This window comes from Rossellomorea orangium (assembly GCF_019334305.1).
Classification (GTDB): domain Bacteria; phylum Bacillota; class Bacilli; order Bacillales; family Bacillaceae_B; genus Rossellomorea.
In genome coordinates, this window is sequence record NZ_JAHWGH010000015.1 from 66856 (window position 1) to 88879 (window position 22024).

At 46.0% G+C, this 22024-nt stretch carries 21 protein-coding genes; 2 read left to right on the forward strand and 19 right to left on the reverse strand.

Going from position 1 to position 22024, the window contains the following annotated elements:
- Nucleotides 1-3: 3 nt before the first annotated feature.
- The 13 genes from KYJ26_RS13610 to KYJ26_RS13670 form a co-directional block, all read right to left on the reverse strand.
- A complete protein-coding gene (locus tag KYJ26_RS13610; RefSeq protein ID WP_219167945.1) occupies nucleotides 4-615 on the reverse strand; it encodes a flavin reductase family protein in 612 nt (203 codons plus the stop codon).
- Nucleotides 616-1725, reverse strand: coding sequence for a histidinol-phosphate transaminase (gene hisC, locus KYJ26_RS13615; RefSeq protein ID WP_219167946.1), 1110 nt, complete (start codon nucleotides 1723-1725; stop codon nucleotides 616-618).
- Nucleotides 1726-1909: 184 nt separating this feature from the next.
- The gene (gene hppD, locus KYJ26_RS13620; protein WP_219167947.1) at nucleotides 1910-3025 is read right to left on the reverse strand and encodes a 4-hydroxyphenylpyruvate dioxygenase; all 1116 of its coding nucleotides are present in this window, start codon (nucleotides 3023-3025) and stop codon (nucleotides 1910-1912) included.
- Between the two features lie 119 nt (nucleotides 3026-3144).
- Entirely contained in the window at nucleotides 3145-4572 is a 1428-nt protein-coding gene (lpdA, locus tag KYJ26_RS13625; protein WP_219167948.1) for a dihydrolipoyl dehydrogenase, read from the reverse strand.
- Nucleotides 4573-5757, reverse strand: coding sequence for a dihydrolipoamide acetyltransferase family protein (locus KYJ26_RS13630; RefSeq protein ID WP_219167949.1), 1185 nt, complete (start codon nucleotides 5755-5757; stop codon nucleotides 4573-4575).
- Nucleotides 5758-5772: 15 nt separating this feature from the next.
- Entirely contained in the window at nucleotides 5773-6768 is a 996-nt protein-coding gene (locus tag KYJ26_RS13635; protein WP_307513926.1) for an alpha-ketoacid dehydrogenase subunit beta, read from the reverse strand.
- Nucleotide 6769: 1 nt separating this feature from the next.
- Entirely contained in the window at nucleotides 6770-7834 is a 1065-nt protein-coding gene (gene pdhA, locus KYJ26_RS13640) for a pyruvate dehydrogenase (acetyl-transferring) E1 component subunit alpha (RefSeq protein WP_219167950.1), read from the reverse strand.
- A gap of 264 nt (nucleotides 7835-8098) precedes the next feature.
- Entirely contained in the window at nucleotides 8099-9205 is a 1107-nt protein-coding gene (locus KYJ26_RS13645; protein ID WP_219168062.1) for a Leu/Phe/Val dehydrogenase, read from the reverse strand.
- Nucleotides 9206-9311: 106 nt separating this feature from the next.
- Nucleotides 9312-9707 (reverse strand): thioesterase family protein, encoded by a 396-nt coding sequence (locus KYJ26_RS13650; protein ID WP_219167951.1) that lies wholly within the window; start codon nucleotides 9705-9707, stop codon nucleotides 9312-9314.
- Between the two features lie 499 nt (nucleotides 9708-10206).
- Nucleotides 10207-11001 carry an ABC transporter ATP-binding protein gene (locus KYJ26_RS13655; protein WP_219167952.1) on the reverse strand — a complete coding sequence of 265 codons (795 nt, stop codon included), beginning with the start codon at nucleotides 10999-11001 and terminating at the stop codon, nucleotides 10207-10209.
- Nucleotides 10976-12004, reverse strand: a complete 1029-nt coding sequence (locus KYJ26_RS13660; protein WP_219167953.1) for an ABC transporter permease — start codon at nucleotides 12002-12004, stop codon at nucleotides 10976-10978. The genes KYJ26_RS13655 and KYJ26_RS13660 overlap by 26 nt, the downstream gene beginning before the upstream one ends.
- A 16-nt stretch (nucleotides 12005-12020) precedes the next feature.
- Nucleotides 12021-12992 (reverse strand): ABC transporter substrate-binding protein, encoded by a 972-nt coding sequence (locus KYJ26_RS13665; protein WP_219168063.1) that lies wholly within the window; start codon nucleotides 12990-12992, stop codon nucleotides 12021-12023.
- 507 nt (nucleotides 12993-13499) lie between these two features.
- Nucleotides 13500-14456 (reverse strand): NAD(P)H-dependent flavin oxidoreductase, encoded by a 957-nt coding sequence (locus KYJ26_RS13670; RefSeq protein WP_219167954.1) that lies wholly within the window; start codon nucleotides 14454-14456, stop codon nucleotides 13500-13502.
- A gap of 198 nt (nucleotides 14457-14654) precedes the next feature.
- Here KYJ26_RS13670 and KYJ26_RS13675 point away from each other — a divergent pair, with 198 nt between their 5' ends.
- The gene (locus KYJ26_RS13675) at nucleotides 14655-14990 is read left to right on the forward strand and encodes a PadR family transcriptional regulator (protein WP_219167955.1); all 336 of its coding nucleotides are present in this window, start codon (nucleotides 14655-14657) and stop codon (nucleotides 14988-14990) included.
- Nucleotides 14983-15648 carry a DUF1129 family protein gene (locus KYJ26_RS13680; protein ID WP_219167956.1) on the forward strand — a complete coding sequence of 222 codons (666 nt, stop codon included), beginning with the start codon at nucleotides 14983-14985 and terminating at the stop codon, nucleotides 15646-15648. Before KYJ26_RS13675 ends, KYJ26_RS13680 begins: the two co-directional genes overlap by 8 nt.
- Nucleotides 15649-16224: 576 nt before the next feature.
- Here KYJ26_RS13680 and paaX read toward each other — a convergent pair.
- The 6 genes from paaX to KYJ26_RS13710 form a co-directional block, all read right to left on the reverse strand.
- Nucleotides 16225-17100 carry a phenylacetic acid degradation operon negative regulatory protein PaaX gene (gene paaX / locus KYJ26_RS13685; protein WP_219167957.1) on the reverse strand — a complete coding sequence of 292 codons (876 nt, stop codon included), beginning with the start codon at nucleotides 17098-17100 and terminating at the stop codon, nucleotides 16225-16227.
- A 154-nt stretch (nucleotides 17101-17254) separates the two neighbouring features.
- Nucleotides 17255-17476, reverse strand: a complete 222-nt coding sequence (locus KYJ26_RS13690) for a hypothetical protein (RefSeq protein ID WP_219167958.1) — start codon at nucleotides 17474-17476, stop codon at nucleotides 17255-17257.
- A 74-nt stretch (nucleotides 17477-17550) separates the two neighbouring features.
- The gene (locus KYJ26_RS13695) at nucleotides 17551-18756 is read right to left on the reverse strand and encodes a thiolase family protein (protein WP_219167959.1); all 1206 of its coding nucleotides are present in this window, start codon (nucleotides 18754-18756) and stop codon (nucleotides 17551-17553) included.
- Nucleotides 18753-19628: a 3-hydroxyacyl-CoA dehydrogenase gene (locus KYJ26_RS13700; protein ID WP_219167960.1), complete on the reverse strand. Its 876-nt coding sequence runs from the start codon at nucleotides 19626-19628 to the stop codon at nucleotides 18753-18755. The genes KYJ26_RS13695 and KYJ26_RS13700 overlap by 4 nt, the downstream gene beginning before the upstream one ends.
- A gap of 70 nt (nucleotides 19629-19698) precedes the next feature.
- The gene (locus KYJ26_RS13705; protein ID WP_219167961.1) at nucleotides 19699-21216 is read right to left on the reverse strand and encodes an aldehyde dehydrogenase family protein; all 1518 of its coding nucleotides are present in this window, start codon (nucleotides 21214-21216) and stop codon (nucleotides 19699-19701) included.
- A 24-nt stretch (nucleotides 21217-21240) separates the two neighbouring features.
- Nucleotides 21241-22014: an enoyl-CoA hydratase-related protein gene (locus KYJ26_RS13710; protein WP_219167962.1), complete on the reverse strand. Its 774-nt coding sequence runs from the start codon at nucleotides 22012-22014 to the stop codon at nucleotides 21241-21243.
- Nucleotides 22015-22024 lie beyond the last annotated feature (10 nt).

The window sequence follows — 22024 nt, forward strand, 5'->3', positions numbered from 1 at the left end:
TCATCACCTTTTTCGAATCAATTCAAATGAATCGGATAGTGGCTTCGTATACATCTGGCCGGCAAGCCTTCCGACCGGTTTGAGTTTCTCTGAATCTATCTTTCCATCGTAATAAAGCTCATCATTGATCCTCACACATTCGACCTTCCCGATGACAAGGCTCCCTGCACCAGGGTGATCGCCGAAGTGAAGGACCTCATGAAGAACGCATTCCAATTGGACCTTGCTTTCAGAGACTCCCGGAGGCTGTACCGTAATGGACTCTTTCTTCGTGAGCCCGACCTGTTCGAATTCATCAATGCCTCTATCGAACTCTATGGCACAGTTGTTCATTTCCTCTACAAACTCTTCACTGACGATATTGATGACAAACTCCTTCGTGCTTTCGATATTTTCAAGCGTATCCTTTTTGCTGCCATCCTTTCCCCTCCTCATGGGAGAGAAGCAGACAAGCATAGGATCTGCACAGATAGCAGTGAAGAAGCTGTAAGGTGCAAGATTCGCATTCCCTTCTTTATCAAGGGACGATACAAAAGCGATCGGTCTTGGCAAAATCGATCCGATCATCAATTTATAGGCTGACTGCCACTCGAGTGTCTCTGGTTTGATATCCATTCAGTTCACCCCTTCATTTCGTAAAATGGCTTCCAGCGCATGGATGAACCGTTTATTATCCTCTTCTGTTCCGATTGTGACCCGAACCGTTGTCGGATACCCGAGAAGCGTTCCGGAACGGACGACGAGTCCCTTTTTCACCAGCTCATAGGAGACTGTGTCTCCATTCAATCCTGTATCGACCATGATAAAGTTTGATTGGGACGGGAAGTAGGAAATACCCATACGGTCAAATTCAGATTCCAAATATAGACGTCCCTGTTCATTCTTATGAGTACACTCTCTAATGAACGCTTGATCTTCGAGTGCGATGATCGCAGACTTCTGGGCTACCGTATTCACATTGAAGACATCCTTCACTTTACGTAGCTGTTCGGCTACTTCTTCATTCATGACACCGAATCCGACCCTTAGTCCTGCAAGGCCATATATTTTTGAAAATGTCCTCAGGACGATCAAATTTTCGAATGAGGCCAGAAGAGGCAAGGTTTCTAGGTAGTCATCAGTTGTGACGTATTCCATATAAGCTTCATCCACCACCACTAATATATGTGAAGGTACGCTTTCGATAAATTGCAGGAGCTCTTTTTTTCCAACAATCGTGCCAGTCGGGTTATTCGGGTTACACACAAAGATCAGCTTCGTATTGGAAGTGATATGGTCATGCATACTCTGTAAATCATGTGTTCCATTCACAAGAGGGACAATGACTGGTGTGCCTCCTTCCAACAACACATTGGTCTGATATCTCGGAAACGTAACATCAGCCATAATGGCTTCATCTCCAGGGCTTACATAAGCTCTCGTCAGCAGGCGGATCACTTCGTCAGATCCATTTCCAAATACGAGCTGTTCTTTCGGAACCCCTAAAAATGTGGAAACCTTATGACTAAGATCGACAGCTGCTCCGTCCGGATATAAAAATAGGTCGCTTCCGTTCTCTTTGAACCACTGCTTCACTTTTGGGGAGCAGCCATATATATTTTCATTCTCCGACAGCTTTCTGATCGAGCTTAAGTTATGCTCCTTCTGTAAATCCCCAAGTGTCTTTCCCAGCACATATGGAGCGATATGCGTGACCGCTTCTCTTGTTTTGAACTTTAACGTCATACATGGATCCCCGCTTTCCTCATGGATGAAGGGGGTCGACTCACGTGTTAGCTCATCTTCACGTTTTATGATCGTATATGTAATCTGTACGATCGTAAGCGTAGAAGCGGCTCTCCATGAGTTAACCCCCTGACCGGTCCTTTGACCCCCGTTATCTATTCTCTATCTATCTATTTTTTATTGTTTATAGATTTCCTCTGCGTTCCTGCTCGCGCTCGATGGATTCGAAAAGTGCTTTGAAGTTTCCTTCCCCGAATCCTCTTGCCCCTTTACGTTGAATCACTTCGATGAATAATGTAGGACGATCCACGATAGGCTTCGTGAAAATTTGAAGGAGGTATCCTTCGTCATCGCGGTCTACTAAAATATTCAATTCTTTGATTTTCGAAATCTCTTCATCGATTTCCCCGACACGCTCTGAAAGCATTTCGTAATAGGAATCAGGAGTGTTGAGGAACTCCACGCCATTTTCTTTCAAGATACCGACTGTTTTCACGATATCTTCCGTTAAGATCGCGATGTGCTGAACTCCCGGTCCACCGTAGAACTCAAGATATTCCTGAATTTGCGATTTGCGTTTTCCTTCAGCCGGCTCATTGATCGGGAATTTGATGCGGCCGCCATTATGCATAACCTTGGACATAAGCGCTGAGTATTCGGTTGTAATGTCTTCGTTTGTGAAATGACGCATTTCCTTGAAGCCCATCACTTTCTCGTAATACTCTACCCACTCTTCCATGCTTTCAACGTTTCCAACGACGTGATCGACAGCGATGATACCGGCATCTTCATGTTTAAGAGCTGAATCATATTTTTCAAATCCAGGCATGAAGATCCCTTTATAGTCTTTACGTTCCACCAGGGTATGAATCGTATCCCCATATGTACCAATGATGGCTTTTTTCACTTTTCCGTTATCATCTTCAAGGGTGGAAGGGGGCATGATTTCAATCGCACCGCGGGATACCGCACCCGTGTAAGCCTTTTCAACATCATCCACTACAAGGGCGATGTCTTTGATTCCGTCTCCGTGATGCTTCACGAATTGGGACACTCGGCTTCCTTCGTGCAGGCTGCCTGTAATCACCAAACGGACTTTGTTTTGTTGCAGTACATAGGATACTGTGTCACGATTCCCCGTTTCCAGTCCTGAGTAGGCAACCGTCTTAAAGCCGAATGCTGTACAGAAGAAATGAGCGGCCTGTTTCGCATTACCTGTATAATACTCTAAATAGTCCACATCTCTTACCGGGAATACATCTTCTACTTTCACCTGTTTTTTTGCTACATTTTCTTGCATCCTAATCCCTCCACTAAACGTTAGTATATTCTGAATATTATATTAAATAGTTTCACAGAACTTCTCAAGAGCGGCTAGTAAAGCTTAAACGCTTCTCTGTGATGAAGTCCGTCCCTCAATTACCTGGCAAGCTCTTTTTTTCGGGGAGGCATGTGCACGGCATCATCCTTTAACCCCTCGACTGCTTCAAGTAGACTTTCATTCATACTCGGGTGGGGATAGAGTGGAAAACGGTAGTCTTCATCCCGCGCTGCCATCTCAAGGCCAAGGACACCGGTAGTGATCAGCTCGACTGCTCCCATTCCCATCATATGAATACCAAGGACCACATCCGTTTCAATGTCTGACACGACTTTCACGAATCCATCCTTTTCTTCTGTGAGTTGTGCGTACCCATTTCCTCTGACTGGATTTTCACTCACGGTGACGGAATAGCCTTCCTTCCGTGCTTCCTCCTCGGTAAGTCCCGCGTACGCAATCGGAGGGCTCATCTGCACCACCGTCGGCACAAACTGCAGATCCACTTCCACCTTGAGGCCAGCCATCGCCTCAGCTGCAACCTTCCCCTGCTTGATCGCCTTCACTGCGAGGGACGGACCTTCCGTCGCATCCCCGATCGCCCAAATATGCGGAATGGAGGTCCGTCCCTCTCGATCTGTCCGGATATACCCCTGCTCTGTTATTTCCAATGGGAGGCGGTCGAGTCCAAGTTCGGATAGGTTTGGCCTTACTTGGCCGCTCATGACAAAGTGAGAGCCTTCGATTGAAATCGTTTCTCCGATTTCTTTTTCCAGCTCTACCATGAGGTGTCCGTCCCTCTCAATGACCGCTCGCAGCTGGGAATCCTTGATTACATTGATTTTCTGTTTTTTCAGCTGCCGGGACAGTTCTTTGGTGATGGCGGAGTCAAATGAAAACTCCCCATCCAATACAAGGGTGACACGGCTTCCCAGTATGGAGAATACAGAAGCAGTTTCCAGTGAAATATAATCGGCCCCATATATGATCAGTTCCTCTGGGATGTCCTTCAATTGAAAGATCTCTCTTTCCTTCAGGATCCGGTCAGAATCAAACTTGATTCCTTCTGGATAATAAAAATCACCGCCCGTTGCCACGATCGCCTCTTTGAAATTGAAGAGGGAAAACTCATGACCGTTTTCAACCCCGATACGGGATTCAGACAGGAAGGAAGCCGACCCTTTGACGACCTCAACCTTATTCGCTTTGCACAATGATTCCACACCTGTTCGCAGCTGGGATATTTTTTTATTTTTATAGTGTTGAAGGGTAGAGAGATTAGCCTCCATTTCTCCAAACTCCATCCCCATTTCCTTCAGGTGCTTCATTTTCTTAAATTCCTGGGCAAAATGCGTGAACACCTTTGACGGAATACACCCTTTATTCAAGCAGGTCCCACCAAGATCCTCCCGTTCGATCAATGTTACCTGTCTACCGAGGCGAGCTGCCCTGATGGCTGCGTGATAGCCCCCGGGACCTCCTCCGATAACGACAACATCTTTATCTTCCGTAATTTCTCCCACTACCATTTACATCAACTCCAGAAGCATGGATTGAGGGTGTTCAATCAGATCGCTTAATCGATTTGTAAACTTCACGGCTGTCCCGCCGTCTACCACTCTATGATCAAAGGACATGGAGACATTCATCATGGATCGGATGACAATTTCATCCTTTTCATTCACCATGGGACGCTTCTTCGTCTTATGAAACGCAAGCAGGGCAACTTCCGGCTCGTTAATGATCGGAGTCGCTCCTATCGATCCGTTCAACGGGCCTACATTACTCACCGTAAAGGTTCCGCCTTTGATTTCTTTCATCGTTAACTTGCCATCTTGAGCTTTGGTGGTCAGGTCCTTCATTTCAGCGTGAATGTCCTTCATCGTCTTCCTTTCGACTTGCTTGATGACAGGAACGATCAATCCCTCTTCTGTGTCGACTGCAATCCCAATATTATGATGCGCTTGAAGCTCGACACACTCTTCCTCTTCATTGAGGCGGGCATTGAAGATCGGAAACTCTTTTAAACAAACTGAAATGGCTTTGATAAAATATGCTCCCATCGAGATGGACCCTCCACTTGCCTTCATCGTATCTTTCCAGGCTAGTAGATTCGTAACATCTATTTCTTCAAAATGGGTACAGTGCGGGATCGTTCTGAGCGACTGCGACATTTTGGATGCGATTTGTTTGCGTCTGCCCCTGAATGGGATGGTATGCCCAGCAGATTCTACTGAAACTGGAGAGGCAGCCGTTTGTCGCTCTTCTGCCTGCCTTGGGGTTGTCGCGCTTTCGCCTTTCATATAAAGGAGAACATCCTCATCAACGATTCTTCCCCCGGCTCCTGACCCCTTCACTTCTTCGATGTTGACACCATTTTCCCTCGCTATTTTCCTTGTATAAGGGGAAGCAAGGATTCTTTTTTTCGTTACGATTTGAGTGGTTTCAGGAACAATCCGCCGGCTGCCAGTCGACACACCTTGTTCTTTCTCCATCCGCAGGACCGTCGACCCTACTGGGATCGTCTCCCCTTCATTCACCGTAAATTCCTTGATTACACCTGAAAATGGCGCAGGGATCTCCGCCGTCATTTTATCTGTTTGAACCTCCACAAGTGGTTGATCCGCTTTCACGATATCCCCCACTTTCACAAGAAAGTGATTGATATTGGCTTCGGTCATTCCTTCCCCAATATCATGAAGCTTGACTTCCATGGACTCCCTCCTTGTCTAATAACGTGCCACTTTTTCCACTGCAGCAAGCACACGTTTACTGTCAGGTAAATAGAAATCTTCAAATCCGAAATAAGGAACAGGCGTATCGAATCCCGTTACGCGCTCAGTCGGCGCTTTCTGATATAAAAAGGATGTGTCATTGATGATCGCAAGTACATCATTCCCGACTCCGCCTGTGGCATGGGCTTCATGGACAACCACTGTTCTTCCCGTCTTCTGGACAGAATTTGAGATGAGGTCCTTATCAAGGGGATAAAGTGTTCTAAGGTCAAGGACCTCACACGAGACTCCTTTGTCCGCCGCTTCCCTCGCTGCATCCTCCGCTACCTTCACCATTGCACCCCAGGCAATGATCGTGACATCCTCCCCTTCTTTGACCACCTTGCCCTTCCCGATTTCAACGTTGTACTTCTCTTCCGGCACTTCTTCTTTAGACGACCGGTAGCACCTCATCGGCTCAAGGAAAAGGACGGGATCGGGATCTTCAATGGCGGCAATCAAGAGTCCCTTAGCGTCGTATGGAGTTGCAGGACAAACCACTTTGATACCCGGCATATGGGTAAACAGTGCCTCTGTACTATCTGAATGGATTTCAGGTGCCCTTACACCAGCCCCATAGGGAGCCCTGATCACAAGCGGACAGCTAAAATGCCCAAGGGTACGGGCACGGATTCTGGAAGCATGAGTCATGATCTGCTCGTAAGCAGGATAAATGAACCCCAGGAACTGGACCTCCGCTACGGGACGAAAACCATTCAACCCCATCCCGATGGCCGCGCCGATAAACCCTGCTTCACTTAAAGGTGTATCAAGAACACGATCTTCACCGAATTCCTGCTGCAGTCCGTCAGTCGCTCGGAATACTCCACCATTCGTCCCAATATCCTCACCCATCAACAGAACATCTTCGTTTTCCTGAAGCATCACTCTCATTGCATCCGTTATGGCCTGGACCATCGTCAATGTCTTCATTTTCGTTAAGGTGCTCATTCTATTCACCTCTCAATTGCTCAAGGAGCTTTTCTTTTTGTTCCTGAATCGTCCACGTAGGAGTGGCAAACACATAATCGAAGATCACACCCGGGTCAGCCGCGGGATAGTCTTCCAACTCCTCAACGGCCAGGTCCACTTCCTTCGCATATTCCCTTTGAACACTATTCATCCATTCCTCGTCCAACCATCCTCTTTCTTTCATGAAGTGTGTTAAACGGTCAAGGGGATCATTATCCTTGCGACGGCTCTCGCTTTCCTCTTGATCCCGATATTTCGTCGGATCGTCGGCCGTCGTATGGGCCCCATACCTCCATGTCACAGACTCGATCAAGGTAGGTCCGTCCCCGTTTCTCGCTCTTTCCAACGCTTTCAATGTTTCAAAATAAACAGCAAAAACATCATTGCCGTCGATGCGTACACTTGGAATGTCATAGGCTAGTGCTTTCTGGGCAATGGTTTTCGTTTTCATTTGCTTATGAATGGGAACGGAGATGGCATATTGATTATTTTGATTAAAAAAGACAACGGGAGCCTCCCAAACGCTAGCCAGATTCAATCCTTCATGAAAGTCGCCTTCCGAAGTGGCGCCGTCACCAAAATACACAATTGCTGCATTTCGGGTACCCTTTCTTTTTTCAGCGTAAGCAGCCCCTACCGCATGGGGTAGCTGGGTGGCAATCGGGATCCCAGGAGTGAAGATGTTCTTCCCTTCAGGAGGCACGCATCCTTCATTTCGACCTTTCCAGAAAAGAAGAATATGAAGCAGGGAATGACCGAACGTCAAAGTGGCCCCGTGATCTCGGTAGGACGGGAACAGCCAGTCTTTCTCTTGAAGGGCTAGTGCACTCCCCACCTGGGATGCCTCCTGTCCTTCATAGGGCGCGTACGTCCCGATGCGTCCCTGCCTTTGGAGACTTACCGCTTTGCGATCAAAAATGCGGATCCTGGTGAGATGCCGGTAAAAATTTCTGGCCAATTCTTCTGAAATGTCTTTTTCATACTCGCTTTGAATGAGTTGTCCTTGTCGATCCATGACCTGGACCAGTTGAAATTCCTGGATCATTTCATCACCTCTTGTGGTGCTTTATTGGTGGTGCGTGACACTCTTATTGAAAAATAACTGGAATTTAGCTTTTCCTGTGGCAATTTAGACGTAAAGTTGTATAGGTAATGCCAACAGAGCTCTTTAAGAATGAAAAATGCATTGCATTATTATGAATTGATTATTCCGTGGAGTAACTTGTGCCCCTTTTAGAGTTTGTTGTGCCACTTTAACTGTTTGTTGTCCCAAATGGTGAACGTTCCCAGCATGTTAGTTTGCAAATTGTTATGTTCTAACCGACCACTTCGGCCGTTTCGCATGAGAGAAGAAGCTGTTCCTTCGCGTACGCGCGTGGATCCGGTCCTCGCAGAACCGATTGGCGGCTTCCACCGTGGTCATATGCTCATTCTCTGATTGCAGATAAATATTCTGAAGGCTGTTGTAGATGGCGCTTGTCTTTTGCAGTACACGTTCTTTGTTCGGTTCGTATAATTCATCAGCTACCTGGATCAATCCTCCGGCATTTACAATGTAATCAGGAGCGTAGAGGATCCCTTTTTCATGAAGCTTCATCCCATGGGAGAGATCCAATAGCTGGTTATTGGCTGATCCCACTACTGCTTTCACTTTCAGCTGATCTACAGTGTGATCATTGATGATTCCACCGATGGCACAAGGAACGAAGACATCAGCATCGACAGAGTAGATTTCTTCACCTGATACGACCTTGAGGGCAGCTCCCATGCTCTTCGCTTTCGCAACCAGCTGATCGATGGACCTTTGGCTGATATCCGTTACATAAAGGTCTGCTCCCTCTTCCAAAAGGCGCTCAGCTACTTTAAAACCTACTTTTCCCAACCCTTGAATGGCGTAGCTTTTCCCATGAAGATCTTTCGAACCCCATACGTTCCGGTTTGTAGCTTGCAAGCCATAGATGACTCCCATGGCAGTCGGAATGGATGAATCTCCGCTTCCACCGTACTCTTCATTGACTCCAACGATACAATTTGTTTCCTTCAGGGCGAAAACAAAATCTTCAGGGGTGGTCCCCATGTCGGTTCCTGTATAGAAACGTCCGTTAAGGGACTCGACGAATTGACCGAAGGCACGGAACAGCTCCGGATGTCTGTCTGTTTCCGGATCGCCGATGATGACCGCCTTCCCCCCGCCGAAGTCCACATCTGCTGCAGCACATTTATAGGTCATTCCTTTCGATAAGCGGAGGACATCCTCAAGAGCTTCATCGACTGATGCATAAGGTCTCATCCGACATCCGCCAAGCGCCGGTCCCAGAGTGGTGTTATGTATGGCAATGATCGCTTTAAGGCCGGTTTCTTCATCATTACAGAATACGACCTGTTCATGGTTTTGTATCTTTTGGAACATATCCATGTCATTTCCCCCTGTAAACTCTCTCTTTGTAACCGCTTTCACTTTTGTCGATACATTTGTCACTGATCTTCCTCCTTCTACTGCTTGATTAAAAAGTGGATCAATACTAGTTTTCTTCTATTCTTTCTTTGATTTTCTCTTTTGGGAGCACCACTTGTTTCACTTCACCTTTTCCAATGATTCTGCCATTCTCTTTATCTATGACAGTCACTTCGGTCAGGATGATATTGCGTTCATATTTTATGACGTTCGCTTTAATATCAAGAGAGGAACCCAACTTCGCCGGAGCCATATGCTCCACGCTCACCTTTGCCCCCATCCCTTCTTCATGATCTTCCAAATAGGGTAGAATAATCTTTCTGGATGCCCATTCCATGTGATATACCATTGAAACCGTTGAATATACAGGGTGTACCACGTTCCCTTCAAACTGGGCATACATGCCGGGGGTTACCTCTGCCGATACAACGGCGGTACGTCCTACTACTAATCCAGACTTCATCGCTTTCCCCCTTTAAACCAACGAATCATATATTTTTATATAACGTTAATTCAACGATATAATAACATTTTGTTTTATAACTAGTCAATAAATTGTTATAATATTTAAAATATTATATTAATATAAGTTATGCAGAGGGACGGACCTATACCTAAAGCGGAGGCGGCTCGTTCAGCCCCGACAAGCATAAGATGAATGAGCCATGAAGGCGCTCTTTGCCTTCGTGGCTCATTTAGCTTATGACCTCGAGGGGCTAGCCGCCGGAGCTGGATGATACCTAAAGCGGAGGCGGCTCGCCCAGAGGCGACAAGCATAAGGCGAACAGGCCGGAAAGGCGTTTTTTGCCTTTTTGGACTGTTTGACTTATGACCTCGAGGGGCTAGCCGCCGGAGCTGGACGATACCTAATGCGGAGGTCCGTCCCTCCTTTTACGCAAAAAAGCAACGGAACCAAAGTCCCGTTGCTTTTTACTGAAGGTTGTTTATTCTTTTTACCGATACTATGAAAGAAGCGCGCGGTCACTTGCCAACTTACTGCCGCGGATCCGCTGGAATTCGTGGAGAAGTCCCTCGACGGTGAGGTGCTTCTTCTCTTCTTCATTCACTTCCAATATGATCTGTCCTTTATCCATCATGATAAGCCGGTTCCCAAGATCCAGTGCCTGCTGCATATTATGGGTAACCATCAAAGTAGTAAGCTTATATTTCTCGACAATCTCCTTCGTCAGGTTCGTAATCAGGTCTGCCCTGGCTGGATCCAACGCTGCCGTATGTTCATCCAGAAGTAAGATCGACGGCTCGGTGAAGGTCGCCATCAAAAGGGAGAGGGCCTGCCGCTCACCACCTGATAACAAACCCACCTTGGCGTTCAAGCGATTCTCAAGTCCCAGGTGGAGGGATTCAAGTACTTCCTTAAAGAAGAGCTTCCGCTTTTTGGTGACCCCCATTTTGAAGGTTCGGGTCCGATTCCGCGAATACGCCATCGCCAGATTTTCTTCGATGGTCATGGAAGGGGCCGTGCCTGCCATGGGATCCTGGAATACGCGACCGATCAGCTTAGACCGTTTATACTCAGAAACCTTTGATACATCGTGATCATCAATCAAAACATTCCCGATATCGGGCATCAGGACACCTGAAACGATATTCATCAGTGTCGATTTCCCCGCACCGTTACTGCCGATGACTGTGACGAAATCCCCTGGCTTCAGAGAGAGCTGGATATCATCGAGGGCGATTTTTTCATCTGGTGTCCCTTCATTGAATACCTTATGAATTCGATTTAACTGTAACACCGCCATCACCCTTTCTCTCCGATATCGTGGCTTTAGTTACCCGTTCTGCCATTCGATCCGCCTTTCGTTTCTTATCCTTGTAACGCTCCATCACTTTAGGCATGACAAGGGCAAGGATGACGATGGTCGCCGTGATCAGTTTCATATCCCCTGTTTCGAGGAAATCCACCCTGAGCGCCATGGATACGACTAATCGATAGATAATTGCTCCCCCTATGACGGCTAAGGTCGTGCGGGCGATGGACTTGGTTCCGAATAACGCCTCACCGATGATGACAGAAGCAAGTCCGATGATGATCATCCCGATCCCCATTCCGACATCTGCAAATCGGCTGTACTGAGCGATCAAAGCACCGGATAATGCGACCATCCCATTCGAAATTCCCAATCCAAGAATGATCATCAGATTGGTATTGGCAGAGAAGCTGCGGATCATCCGCTGATTATCCCCAGTCGCCCTAAGCGCCAATCCGATTTCCGTTTTCAGGAATGCATCTGTCAAAAACTTGATAACAAGCGTGATGATCGTCATGATGAATAAAATACTCCATGTCCCAGGAACAGGTTCCCCGAGACCCACGGCAACCCATAACTTGTTTAGGGCAGCATCGATTCCAAGAGGGGACCAAAACCCTTCTACTCCTGTAAACGCAGTGTCCTGACTAAGCAAAGGGACATTCGATCTCCCCATGATCCTGAGATTGATGGAATAGAGGGCAATCATCATTAAAATACCTGATAATAAGGCATTGATCTTACCAAACGTATGAAGTAATCCTGTTATACACCCTGCTACAAATCCGATCACTATCGCTGTAAGAGTTGCGATAACGGGGTTTACGCCACTGACGATCATGGTTGCAGCGACAGCGGCTCCGGTTACGAAGCTGCCGTCGACTGTTAAATCAGGAAAATCCAAGATCCGAAAGGACAGGTAGACTCCGAGGGCCATAATAGCGTAAATGATTCCAGATTCAAAGGATGCGAATATAGCTGTTGGCACGAATCATCATCCCTTCCTATTGTTCTTCTATAAACTTTCCAAGATCTGACCAGGCTTCCTGTACTTCCACACCTTGTTCTTCAGCTGCTGCTTTATTGAACATCAGCTCAAAGTTTTCCGGAGCCTGTACAGGGATTTCAGAAGGTTTTTTCTCACCCTTCAAAATCTTCACTGCCATTAACCCTGTTTGGTAACCAAGATCTTCATAGTTGAATCCACTTGCTGCAATCGCACCTTTTTTCAATGAATCGAGTTCCCCGACAAAAAGAGGAATATCTTTGTCGTTTGCCACCGTAATGACGGATTCAAGTGCTGAAACGACTGTATTATCTTTAGGGATGTAAATGGCATCGACTCTTCCAACAAGGGATTCCGTCGCCTGTTTGACATCAGCTGACGTTGAAACCGTAGCCTCTGCCACTTCTACACCTGCTTCTTTAGCAAGCTTATTCACTTCAGCTACTTGAACAACAGCATTTTGTTCCCCGGAATTATACACAATCCCGATTTTCTTCGCTTTCATTTCATCCGTAATAAAGTGAAGTGTTTTTGAAATGGCTTCTGGATGAGTATCCGTCGTCCCGGTAATGTTCTCACCTGGTTCATCAAAGGACTTTACCAGTTCAGCCCCAACCGGATCCGTAACAGACGTGAAAACGATCGGAATATCTTTCGTTGCATTCAGTGCAGTCTGTGCACTTGGGGTTGAGTTTGCAAAGATGAGGTCTACACTGTCCCCGACAAAGTTCTTTGCGATACTTTGTGAGTTACTTTGATCCCCTTGAGCGATTTGAACATCGTATTTAACGTTTTCACCTTCTTTGAAACCGTTTTCAGACAAAGCCTTCTTAAAACCTTCAAACGCAGCATCTAAAGACGGGTGTTCCACGATTTGGGTTACCCCGATCACGTATTGCTTCTCACCATCTCCATCGCCGGAGCTCTTATCACTACCACATCCTGATAGAATCAGCATTCCAAATAACATAGAGATAACAACAAGTAATAAACTCTTCTTCTTCACAGAAATCCCCCTTTTTCTCTTCCTGAGATATATGATCAGTAGTCTGCAAGACTAGCAAATCCAGGTATGATAAAAATACCATTCAACGTAAATACAACGTTATAGTATCACTCCTGTCACAAAATAGTCAATAATATTCGGAAAATTTAAAAATTAATACTAGTATAGACGGTCCGGAGGGGAATATCTAGAGGAAGTTGAGGAAAATTTGGCGTGGAATGGATGTTGGTGTGGCGTCATAGCTTTTGACTAGCTTTGTCTAATGGTCTTTGAGTCGCAAATTTTATCGTCTTACCTATCACGAAGAGGCCAAAAATTTGCGATTCCGACTTATTTAATAGTTTTGTGCTATAGCTTTCTGACATGAACGTAGGATTTGTGAAGAAAATTGTTGAACTTGTGCAGGTTTGTGAACTCAACCAAAAAAAGCGCTCTCCCAACAAGGAGCAGCGCTTTGGAAACCTCCATCTATTAAAATCGCATAGCATTAGTTGAAAGCTCTCTAAAAATCCCTTTTGCATCGCTCACCATTCTCTCCAGTAGCTCTGCTACCGTTGGAATATCGGATACAAGTCCCGACACCTGCCCGCCGTTTATAAAGCCCTGATCCAACTTCCCTTCAAGCGCACCGATACGATGATATTCCTCAGAAGTCATCACACTGAAGTCTTCAAGAGCCACACCCTCCTGCTCTTTTTGAAGCAATCCTGCTGCGTATGGCGTCTTCATCACCCGTCTCACCCTGCCGACGGAACGTCCCACGATGACGGTGCTATCGTCCTTTGCATCCACAAGGGTAGATTTATAGTTTTCATGAAAAGGAGCTTCCTGTGTCGCAATGAAACGTGTCCCCATCTGCACCCCACTGGCACCAAGGGCAAGCATAGAGGCCAGTCCACGGCCATCACCGATCCCCCCTGCTGCCACTACTGGAATCTTCACCGTATCGACGAGTTGAGGAATGAGCGCCAATGTTGTCGTTTCTAGATTTGAATTAATCCCGGCAGCTTCATATCCTTCCGCCACAATCACATCTGCTCCCGCATCTTCCGCTTTCTTCCCCTGCTTTTTCGAAGCAACAACGCAAATCACCTTTACGTTGTGTTCCTGGAAATAAGGAATGAATGGAGCCGGGTTTCCTGCGGATAAGGATACGACCGGTATCCCGTGTTTCACGACGAGCCTGATCATATCCTTCAGGTGAGGAGTGATGGCAACAGGTATGTTCAGTGCGAAAGGCCGGCCGGTTCTCTTTTTCGTATCTATAACGATTTCTTCTACTTCTTCCATACTCATCGTTCCAACACCGATTGTACCCAATGCCCCCGCCTCAGAGATAGCCGCAGTCAACGGAGCATTACTGATATTCCCCATGCCGCCCTGGATGATTGGATATTTTATATGTAGTATGTCCGTTAAGTTATTCATGAAAATCCCCCTTCGTTAAATTAATGTTATACTTTTTGGAATTGTTCGACAAGGTTAAATGTTATTTCCACTATTTTGAATTCACTGTTGACAAATTATCCCTTAACACATATCCTGAAATAAGCTACTTTGTAAAACAAGGTAGCTTTTCTATCAGTCAGTACCTTGTAATGCAATATACACAAAAAGGGGATTCATATGTCAATTCGCAGTCAGCTATTAAAGGGTATATTAGATGGTTGCGTCCTATCTGTAATTGAGAAAGAGCCGGTCTACGGATATGAACTTTCAAAAAAGCTTCAGACTTCAGGATTACAAGATGTAAGTGAAGGGACAATTTATCCAGTATTATTAAGGCTCCAGAAAAACAATTTGATACGTGGGGAAATGCAGCCCTCAGAATCCGGACCCAACAGAAAGTACTATTATTTAACAGAAGAAGGACATACGGCACTTTCTGATATATCAAAGGAATGGGAACAAATCGTATTACCGGTCACAGCTTTATTAAAAAGGGGGAACAAGAATGACTGAAGCAAAGCAATTAATTGAATTAAATAATCAGAAACGAACAGGATTGTCGGAAGAAAATGAAAAGTATTATTCGGATTTTCTAATATATATGCGTCTTCAACTTACATTATCAGAGCAGCAGACCGAGGAAATATTGATGGAGATCCTGGATCACATCATCGATGGACAGCGTGAAGGAAAAACAGCGAGAATGATTTTAGGAGAAGATCCAAAGGCTTACGCAGACGATATTATTGAGCAGCTGCCCTTGGAAAAGAAGAGGAGTATCGCTACATTCATATCCTCGTTAGCCCTGAATTTATTCGGATACTTCTTGTTGATTCGTGGACTTTTATTATTGATAGGTCCAATGTTTAAAGAAATAAGCAATGAAGTTTACCCAGTCACGTTCTCCACCCTGGCCTTTGTTATATTCTGCTCAAGTTTAATTGGTGTAAAGATTATTTTTTCTATTATTGAGAAGTCTCTGTTCAAGGAGAAGCAAACCCCTATGAAAGACTCCATCAAAGCAGGAACAATGGGCATGATATCAATGGGGGGCATCATTTGCAGTACTTACTTCCTGCCTGACATTGGGCCTTCATTCATCTTTCCTTGGTATGCTTCGCTTATTTCAGGAGGATTGCTGGTAGGACTCTCTTATTTTCTAAAGAAATAGAGGTCCGTCCCTCAAAAAACCAACTGCCGAATGCAACCTAAATCATTTCGTTCTGAGGTGCATTTTTTAAGTAGCATCAATATGGTATATAAAAAAGGAAAACTCGCCGTAGTAAATTTGGCGAGTTTCTTTAATAGGATTACAAAATCCTTATTTAAATACTTTTGATATGGATCATCGTAGTTTTTTAACTAAGATGTCTTAGAACCAGCAAAAGTAAATAAGCGGAGATTTTCCGGTTAAGTCCAGTATTGAACTTGTGTTGGGGATAAATAGGCGGAGGTTTTCCGCTTATGCACAGAAAAATCACCCATTTTTGTATTTTACGGGTCAATAGGCGGAATCTTTCCGGCTATTTCATCCTTTTTTAATCATCATGATGAATTAAGCGGAATTCTTCCGGCTATTTATCAGCTCTGGTACTTAACCTGATCTCCCAACTGATAAGTGCGCCCTCTCTTGAACCTGGATACTCTAATTGACCAGCTTATATCAACCTATAAAATCAAAACGGGATTGCAAATGCCAGTAGTTTTGCCACTCTTTTTAATACTGTGTCTAAAAATGCAACTGAATTCAATCCAGCAATAACGGATGAGTCATCACATTATAGCTCCGGTCTTTGTTTTTCAGTTCGTTGCCGTCTTCGAATACACTTTCGAAGAATCGGGATGCCGGTTCTGCAAGTTCTTTGTAATAATCAGCGAATAGATTGGCTGCGTGGGCTCCCATCCATTTTTCGGGAAGAAGCTCTTCCGGCAGACCCGGATCGACGAAGAGGAATTTCCGGTATTCGTGGACGAGCTTCGTTCTTTCCACGAAGCACTCGGCATCGCTCATTTGCCCTTTTCCGATTTTACTCTTATCAATCATATATTGTTGACTGTAGTGTGAGATGAATTCCTGATAGCGGTCATTGATCTCGTTCAGATCCCAGCTCTTTTCAATCAACCGCTGATTTTCATTGGGACCTTCATACTCTGCTATGAAGAAATCGACGTATTCTTTAATATCATATTTGCCGATCAGGGACTGCACCTGCTTCTCCAGGTTGTTAGGTGAAATCCATGTACTCGTCGACAGGGTTCCGAAACCGCTCCATACGAGTTCCTTTCTCAGCTCATCCCGTATGCTCCTGATTTCTTCGGGAATCGAATACATCAGAATCCTCCATTTACCGTCCCATTGCTCGGGCTTCAGCTTGAAAATCCTGTTTGCCGCTTCTTCCATTCGGATCTCACCACGTTCAGTCAGGGAGTAATAGCTTTTGTTTCCCTGTTTCTCCGCCTGGACCCATCCCTGCTTATTCATCCGTGAAATCGCGGCTCGGACTGCCTGGTCATTATGACCAAATTCATTCAGCAGGCGAATCAAACTGCCTATCCAGATTTTATTTCCGTAATGCCGAATATAGTCCCCATATAGTGTAAAGATCATTGATCTTGTATTCATGGCTGCCTCTCCTTTTGTTCTATCACGTTCTTTTTATAACGTTAATTTTACGATTAGTTAATATAATATCATAAATATTCAAGGGGAATAAATGAATATTCTTGAATTTGAGTAGTTAAATAAAAAACCAGGCTCTTCCCATAGAGCCTGATCCTCAATGATACACCCTCAACATCTCCAGCATTTTCACAAAATCATATGTGTTCACAACCTTCTCCTTGGACCAGTTCGCCTCGATCCAATTCACAAGCTCCTCCTGGCTATTGAACACTTCCCCGCTTGTATCGGCTTTCCTGATCATAAATCGGCCGTTATCCTCATCTGCGACGACAAGGCAAGGGATCTCACTTTCGACTGTCATGATTTCAAATTCCATCTCTATCACCTCACGTCTATCCTTTCTAAAAAAGAATCGTCTTAATCACAAAAAGCCCTGCAATGACAGGGCAATTACGAATCTATGTTTTCCACCAGGGTAGCGATTCCCTGGCCGACACCTATACACATGGTGGACAGACCGTAGCGAACCTTCCTCTTCTTCATTTCATACAGGAGGGTGGTGAGGATACGGGCTCCACTGGCTCCGAGTGGATGACCGAATGCGATGGCACCGCCATTGACGTTGACGATTTCTTCACTCAGTCCAAGTTCACGGATGCAGGCAATGGACTGGGCAGCGAAGGCTTCGTTCAGCTCGACTAAGCCAATTTGATCAAGGGCGAGGCCTGAACGCTTCAGGACCTTCTGTGTGGCATAAATCGGACCCAGTCCCATGACAGAAGGTTCAAGGCCCGCAGTGGCAGACGTCACATAGCGGGCAAGGGGGGTGACGCCTAATTCTTCGGCCTTCTCCCTGCTCATAAGTAAAAGGGCAGATGCCCCGTCATTGACTCCGGAAGCATTCCCCGCCGTCACGGTCCCCCCTTGGAACAGAGGCTTTAGTTTTTGCAGCTTTTCACTGTTGGTTTCCGGTCTTGGGTGTTCATCCATCATAAAGGTAGAGACATTGCCTCTCTTATCCTTTAACTCTACCGGTACAATCTCTTCTTTGAAACGTTCTTCATCCATGGCACGTTTCGCCTTCATTTGGCTCCAATAAGAAAAGTGATCCTGCTCTTCACGTGAAATGCCGAACTGCTTCGCCACGTTTTCAGCCGTTTCCGGCATGGAATCGGTCCCGTATTTATCCTTCAGACGGGAATTGACGAAGCGCCAGCCGATCGTCGTATCGAACATTTCCATATTTCCTCTTGGAAAATCCTTTGAAGGTTTTGCCATGACGTACGGGGCACGGGTCATGCTCTCGGTACCGCCGGCAATAAAGACCTCCCCTTCTCCTGCTAAAATGGCCCTTGCTGCATAGTTCACAGCGTCCAGTCCAGAACCGCATAGACGGTTGATGGTGGTTGCTCCGACTTCAACAGGAAGTCCTGCCAGAAGAGTCGACATCCGGGCGACATTCCGATTGTCCTCCCCGGCACCGTTTGCGTTTCCAAGTACCACTTCTTCAATGGTATCTACATGAACGAGAGGGTTCCGTTCCACCAGGGCTTTTATGACATGAGCTCCCAAATCATCAGGGCGGACCTCTTTCAACGCACCTTTATATCTTCCGATCGGAGTACGGACAGCATCGACAATGACCACTTCTCTCATGACTGATGCTCCTTTTCCTTCGCTTCTGAATAATCATAGACCCCTTTGCCTGATTTTCTCCCCAGGCGTCCGGCCTTTACGTATTTCTCTAATAATGGAGCAGGACGATACTTCTCCCCGAGCTTTTCGTGAAGGTACTTGAGATTGTTCAAGCGTGTGTCCAATCCGACTAAATCACCCAATTCAAAGGGTCCCATCGGATAATTCAGGCCGAGCTTGATCGCTTTATCAATTTCCTCAGGAGAGCCAAGACCTTCCTGAAGCATATAAAAAGCTTCATTCCCGACAAGTGCAGAAATTCTGCTTGTGACAAAACCAGGGAACTCATTGATGACCACCGTTTCTTTCCCCATCATGCGGGCTACCTGACTGATGACCTCCGCCGTTTCATCGCTTGTTTCCAATCCCTTCACGATTTCAACGAGGGGCATCTTATGTACAGGATTGAAAAAGTGCATCGCAATCACTTTGTCGGGTCGCTTCGTAAAGGAGCCGATCTCAGTCGGACTCATGGTAGAGGTATTGGTCGCCAAATAACAATATTCAGGGGCATGGGCATCGAGCACTTCGAATACGCCACGCTTGATGTCTGTTTTTTCCGGAACGGCTTCGATGACCACATCGGCATCCCTCACGGCAATGGACAGATTCGTTGAATAACTCATACGCTCTTTTGCTTCTACATACTCCTGCTGAGTGAGCTTGTTTCGCTCGATTCCCTTTTGGAAAATGAGCCCGATTTCATTTCTGGCATGCTCCAACTGTTCTTGATTAATATCAACCAGTGTGGTGCGGAAGCCTCCTGTGGCACTTACATAAGCAATCCCTCTTCCCATCACACCGGAGCCTACGACGACGATATGCTGTGTCATGTCTGGTTTCCCCTTTCTCGCAATAAGGGGTTGACCCTGATTGGGCAACCCCTTGCTTGATTATGTCTTCTTATACACCAAACGGATTTAACGGGCGGTTACCGAAGTAAGAAATGATACTCTTTGTTTCTGTATACAGGTCCAGCGTCTCCACGCAAAGCTCACGGCCGAATCCGGATTGCTTGTAACCACCGAATGGAGTACCAGGGAACGCAGAGAACGGACAGTTCACCATGACGATTCCTGCCTGGATCGCTTTCGATACTCTTGTGGCACGACCATGGTTTTGAGTCCATACGGCAGAACCTAATCCATATTCGCTGTCGTTTGCCAGTTTGATCGCTTCTTTTTCATCCTTGAACTTCATCACGACCACGACCGGTCCGAAGATCTCTTCTTTCACAACCTTCATATCATGATTCACACCTGTGATGATGGTTGGCTCATACCAGTAGCCATTTTCGAACCCTTCCACTTTGGTAGGACTTCCTCCAGCTAAGATTGTCGCTCCTTCTTCTTTGGCAGACTGAACATATCCATCGATCGTATCTAGCTGATCCTGGTTGATGATGGCCCCGATGTGAGTGCCTTTGTCATGGGGATCGGCCAGCTTCAGCTTCTTCGTCTTTTCAACGAATTTTTCCATGAACTCATCGTAAATATCTTCGTGCACATATAATCTGGAACGGGCTTCACAGGATTGACCTGTATTATAGAAGATTCCGAACAGGGAACCGTCGACGGCTGCATCCACATCGGCGTCTTCAAAGACGATATTAGGAGATTTCCCTCCTAATTCAAGCGTGACTCTCTTTAATGTTTGAGACGCTTTTTCCATAATGTTTTTACCGATCGGAGTGGAACCAGTGAAGGCCACTTTATCCACCTTTTCATGCTCCACTAAGTAATTACCTACTGAAGAACCAGCACCCGGGATGATGTTGACAATCCCTTCAGGCACTCCCGCTTCAATGCAGATTTCCCCAAGTACGATGGCTGTCAGAGGTGTAAGCGTCGCTGGTTTCACGACAACCGAACAGCCCGCTGCAATTGCAGGTGCAATCTTCCACGCCGCCATCATCAACGGATAATTCCAAGGGATGATCTGGGCACAAACTCCGACGGGTTCTTTCTCTGCAACGTTCGTAAATTGACCCGGTACGTTATTGACGGTCCCACGGTGACCCACGATCGCTCCTGCATAAAATTCGAAGTCTTCGATTGCCTGCATCACTTGGCCTTGTGCCGCGGATAGCGATTTCCCACTGTCCATGATTTCAAGGGAAACAAGCTCATTGAAACGGGATCTCATAATGCCTGCAATTTTGTTAAGCACACGTGAACGTTTATTGATCGGGAACTTCTTCCATTTACCGTAATCAAATGCGTTTCTGGCTGCTTCAACCGCTTTTTCAGCATCTTCAACTGATGCAAGTGAAACGGTGGCGATGGCTTCACCTGTTGCCGGGTTGTACGTCGTGAACGTTTCTCCCGTCGTACTTTCCATACGTTGACCGTTGATCACCAATGAATAATGCTCTCTTTTCATTTCAAGGACTTCAAAGCTTTGCTCTTTTACTGTAGACATAACTCCATCTCCTTTTTGATTGAATTATTTTCCGTGAAAGGCTGGCTTTCTTTTTTCCAAAAAGGCTGTCACACCTTCGAGATGATCCTGTGTCTTGCCAGCGATCCGCTGGGCACAGGCTTCTTTTTCTAAGTATTCGTTGAAGGATAGATCTCCACTGCCCTTCAATAACCGCTTCATCAAACCGATTGCCTTCGTTGGCATGGAGGCGATCCTTTCGGCAAAGGCAGCTGTCTCTTCCTGCCATTCATCAACTGTGATGATTTTCGTGACAAGGCCCAGCCTTTCTGCCTCATCCGCTTTGATTTTCTCTCCAAATACGGCCAACTCCAATGCCTTCGCGTATCCAACAATTTGAGATAAGTAATACAGATTCCCTGAATCAGGGACTAATCCGACATGTACAAATGCCTGCACAAAACTTGCTTTCTCTGACACGAGCCTGAAATCACAAGCCAGTGCCAGGCTGAATCCAGCTCCTGCCGCCACACCATTGACCGCGGCAATCACCGGCTTCTCGCATTGCTCAATTTCCTTCACCATCGGTCCGTAGTTATTCCGGAGTACTTCACCGTGATCCATACTTTCATCCACTTCACTCAGATCCTGCCCCGAACAAAAGGCCCTGCCTTCCCCTGTGATGACGATCGCCCTCACTTCTTCATTTCGCGAAGACTCTTTGACCGCCTTTTGAATTTCCAGATTCAGTTGACGGATAAATGCGTTCAACTTATCCGGTCGGTTCAAGGTGATCCAGGCTACGTTATTTTCCACTTCATACTTAATCGTTTCGAACATGCTGCAGCCT

Coding starts and splice junctions, on each gene's coding strand:
- KYJ26_RS13610 (WP_219167945.1), bottom strand. CDS start 615: ATGGATATCAAACCAGAGACACTCGAGTGGCAGTCAGCCTATAAATTG.
- hisC (WP_219167946.1), bottom strand. CDS start 1,725: ATGACGTTAAAGTTCAAAACAAGAGAAGCGGTCACGCATATCGCTCCA.
- hppD (WP_219167947.1), bottom strand. CDS start 3,025: ATGCAAGAAAATGTAGCAAAAAAACAGGTGAAAGTAGAAGATGTATTC.
- lpdA (WP_219167948.1), bottom strand. CDS start 4,572: ATGGTAGTGGGAGAAATTACGGAAGATAAAGATGTTGTCGTTATCGGA.
- KYJ26_RS13630 (WP_219167949.1), bottom strand. CDS start 5,757: ATGGAAGTCAAGCTTCATGATATTGGGGAAGGAATGACCGAAGCCAAT.
- KYJ26_RS13635 (WP_307513926.1), bottom strand. CDS start 6,768: ATGAGCACCTTAACGAAAATGAAGACATTGACGATGGTCCAGGCCATA.
- pdhA (WP_219167950.1), bottom strand. CDS start 7,834: ATGATCCAGGAATTTCAACTGGTCCAGGTCATGGATCGACAAGGACAA.
- KYJ26_RS13645 (WP_219168062.1), bottom strand. CDS start 9,205: ATGGATATGTTCCAAAAGATACAAAACCATGAACAGGTCGTATTCTGT.
- KYJ26_RS13650 (WP_219167951.1), bottom strand. CDS start 9,707: ATGAAGTCTGGATTAGTAGTAGGACGTACCGCCGTTGTATCGGCAGAG.
- KYJ26_RS13665 (WP_219168063.1), bottom strand. CDS start 12,992: ATGTTATTTGGAATGCTGATTCTATCAGGATGTGGTAGTGATAAGAGC.
- KYJ26_RS13670 (WP_219167954.1), bottom strand. CDS start 14,456: ATGAATAACTTAACGGACATACTACATATAAAATATCCAATCATCCAG.
- KYJ26_RS13675 (WP_219167955.1), top strand. CDS start 14,655: ATGTCAATTCGCAGTCAGCTATTAAAGGGTATATTAGATGGTTGCGTC.
- KYJ26_RS13680 (WP_219167956.1), top strand. CDS start 14,983: ATGACTGAAGCAAAGCAATTAATTGAATTAAATAATCAGAAACGAACA.
- paaX (WP_219167957.1), bottom strand. CDS start 17,100: ATGAATACAAGATCAATGATCTTTACACTATATGGGGACTATATTCGG.
- KYJ26_RS13690 (WP_219167958.1), bottom strand. CDS start 17,476: ATGGAATTTGAAATCATGACAGTCGAAAGTGAGATCCCTTGCCTTGTC.
- KYJ26_RS13695 (WP_219167959.1), bottom strand. CDS start 18,756: ATGAGAGAAGTGGTCATTGTCGATGCTGTCCGTACTCCGATCGGAAGA.
- KYJ26_RS13700 (WP_219167960.1), bottom strand. CDS start 19,628: ATGACACAGCATATCGTCGTCGTAGGCTCCGGTGTGATGGGAAGAGGG.
- KYJ26_RS13705 (WP_219167961.1), bottom strand. CDS start 21,216: ATGTCTACAGTAAAAGAGCAAAGCTTTGAAGTCCTTGAAATGAAAAGA.
- KYJ26_RS13710 (WP_219167962.1), bottom strand. CDS start 22,014: ATGTTCGAAACGATTAAGTATGAAGTGGAAAATAACGTAGCCTGGATC.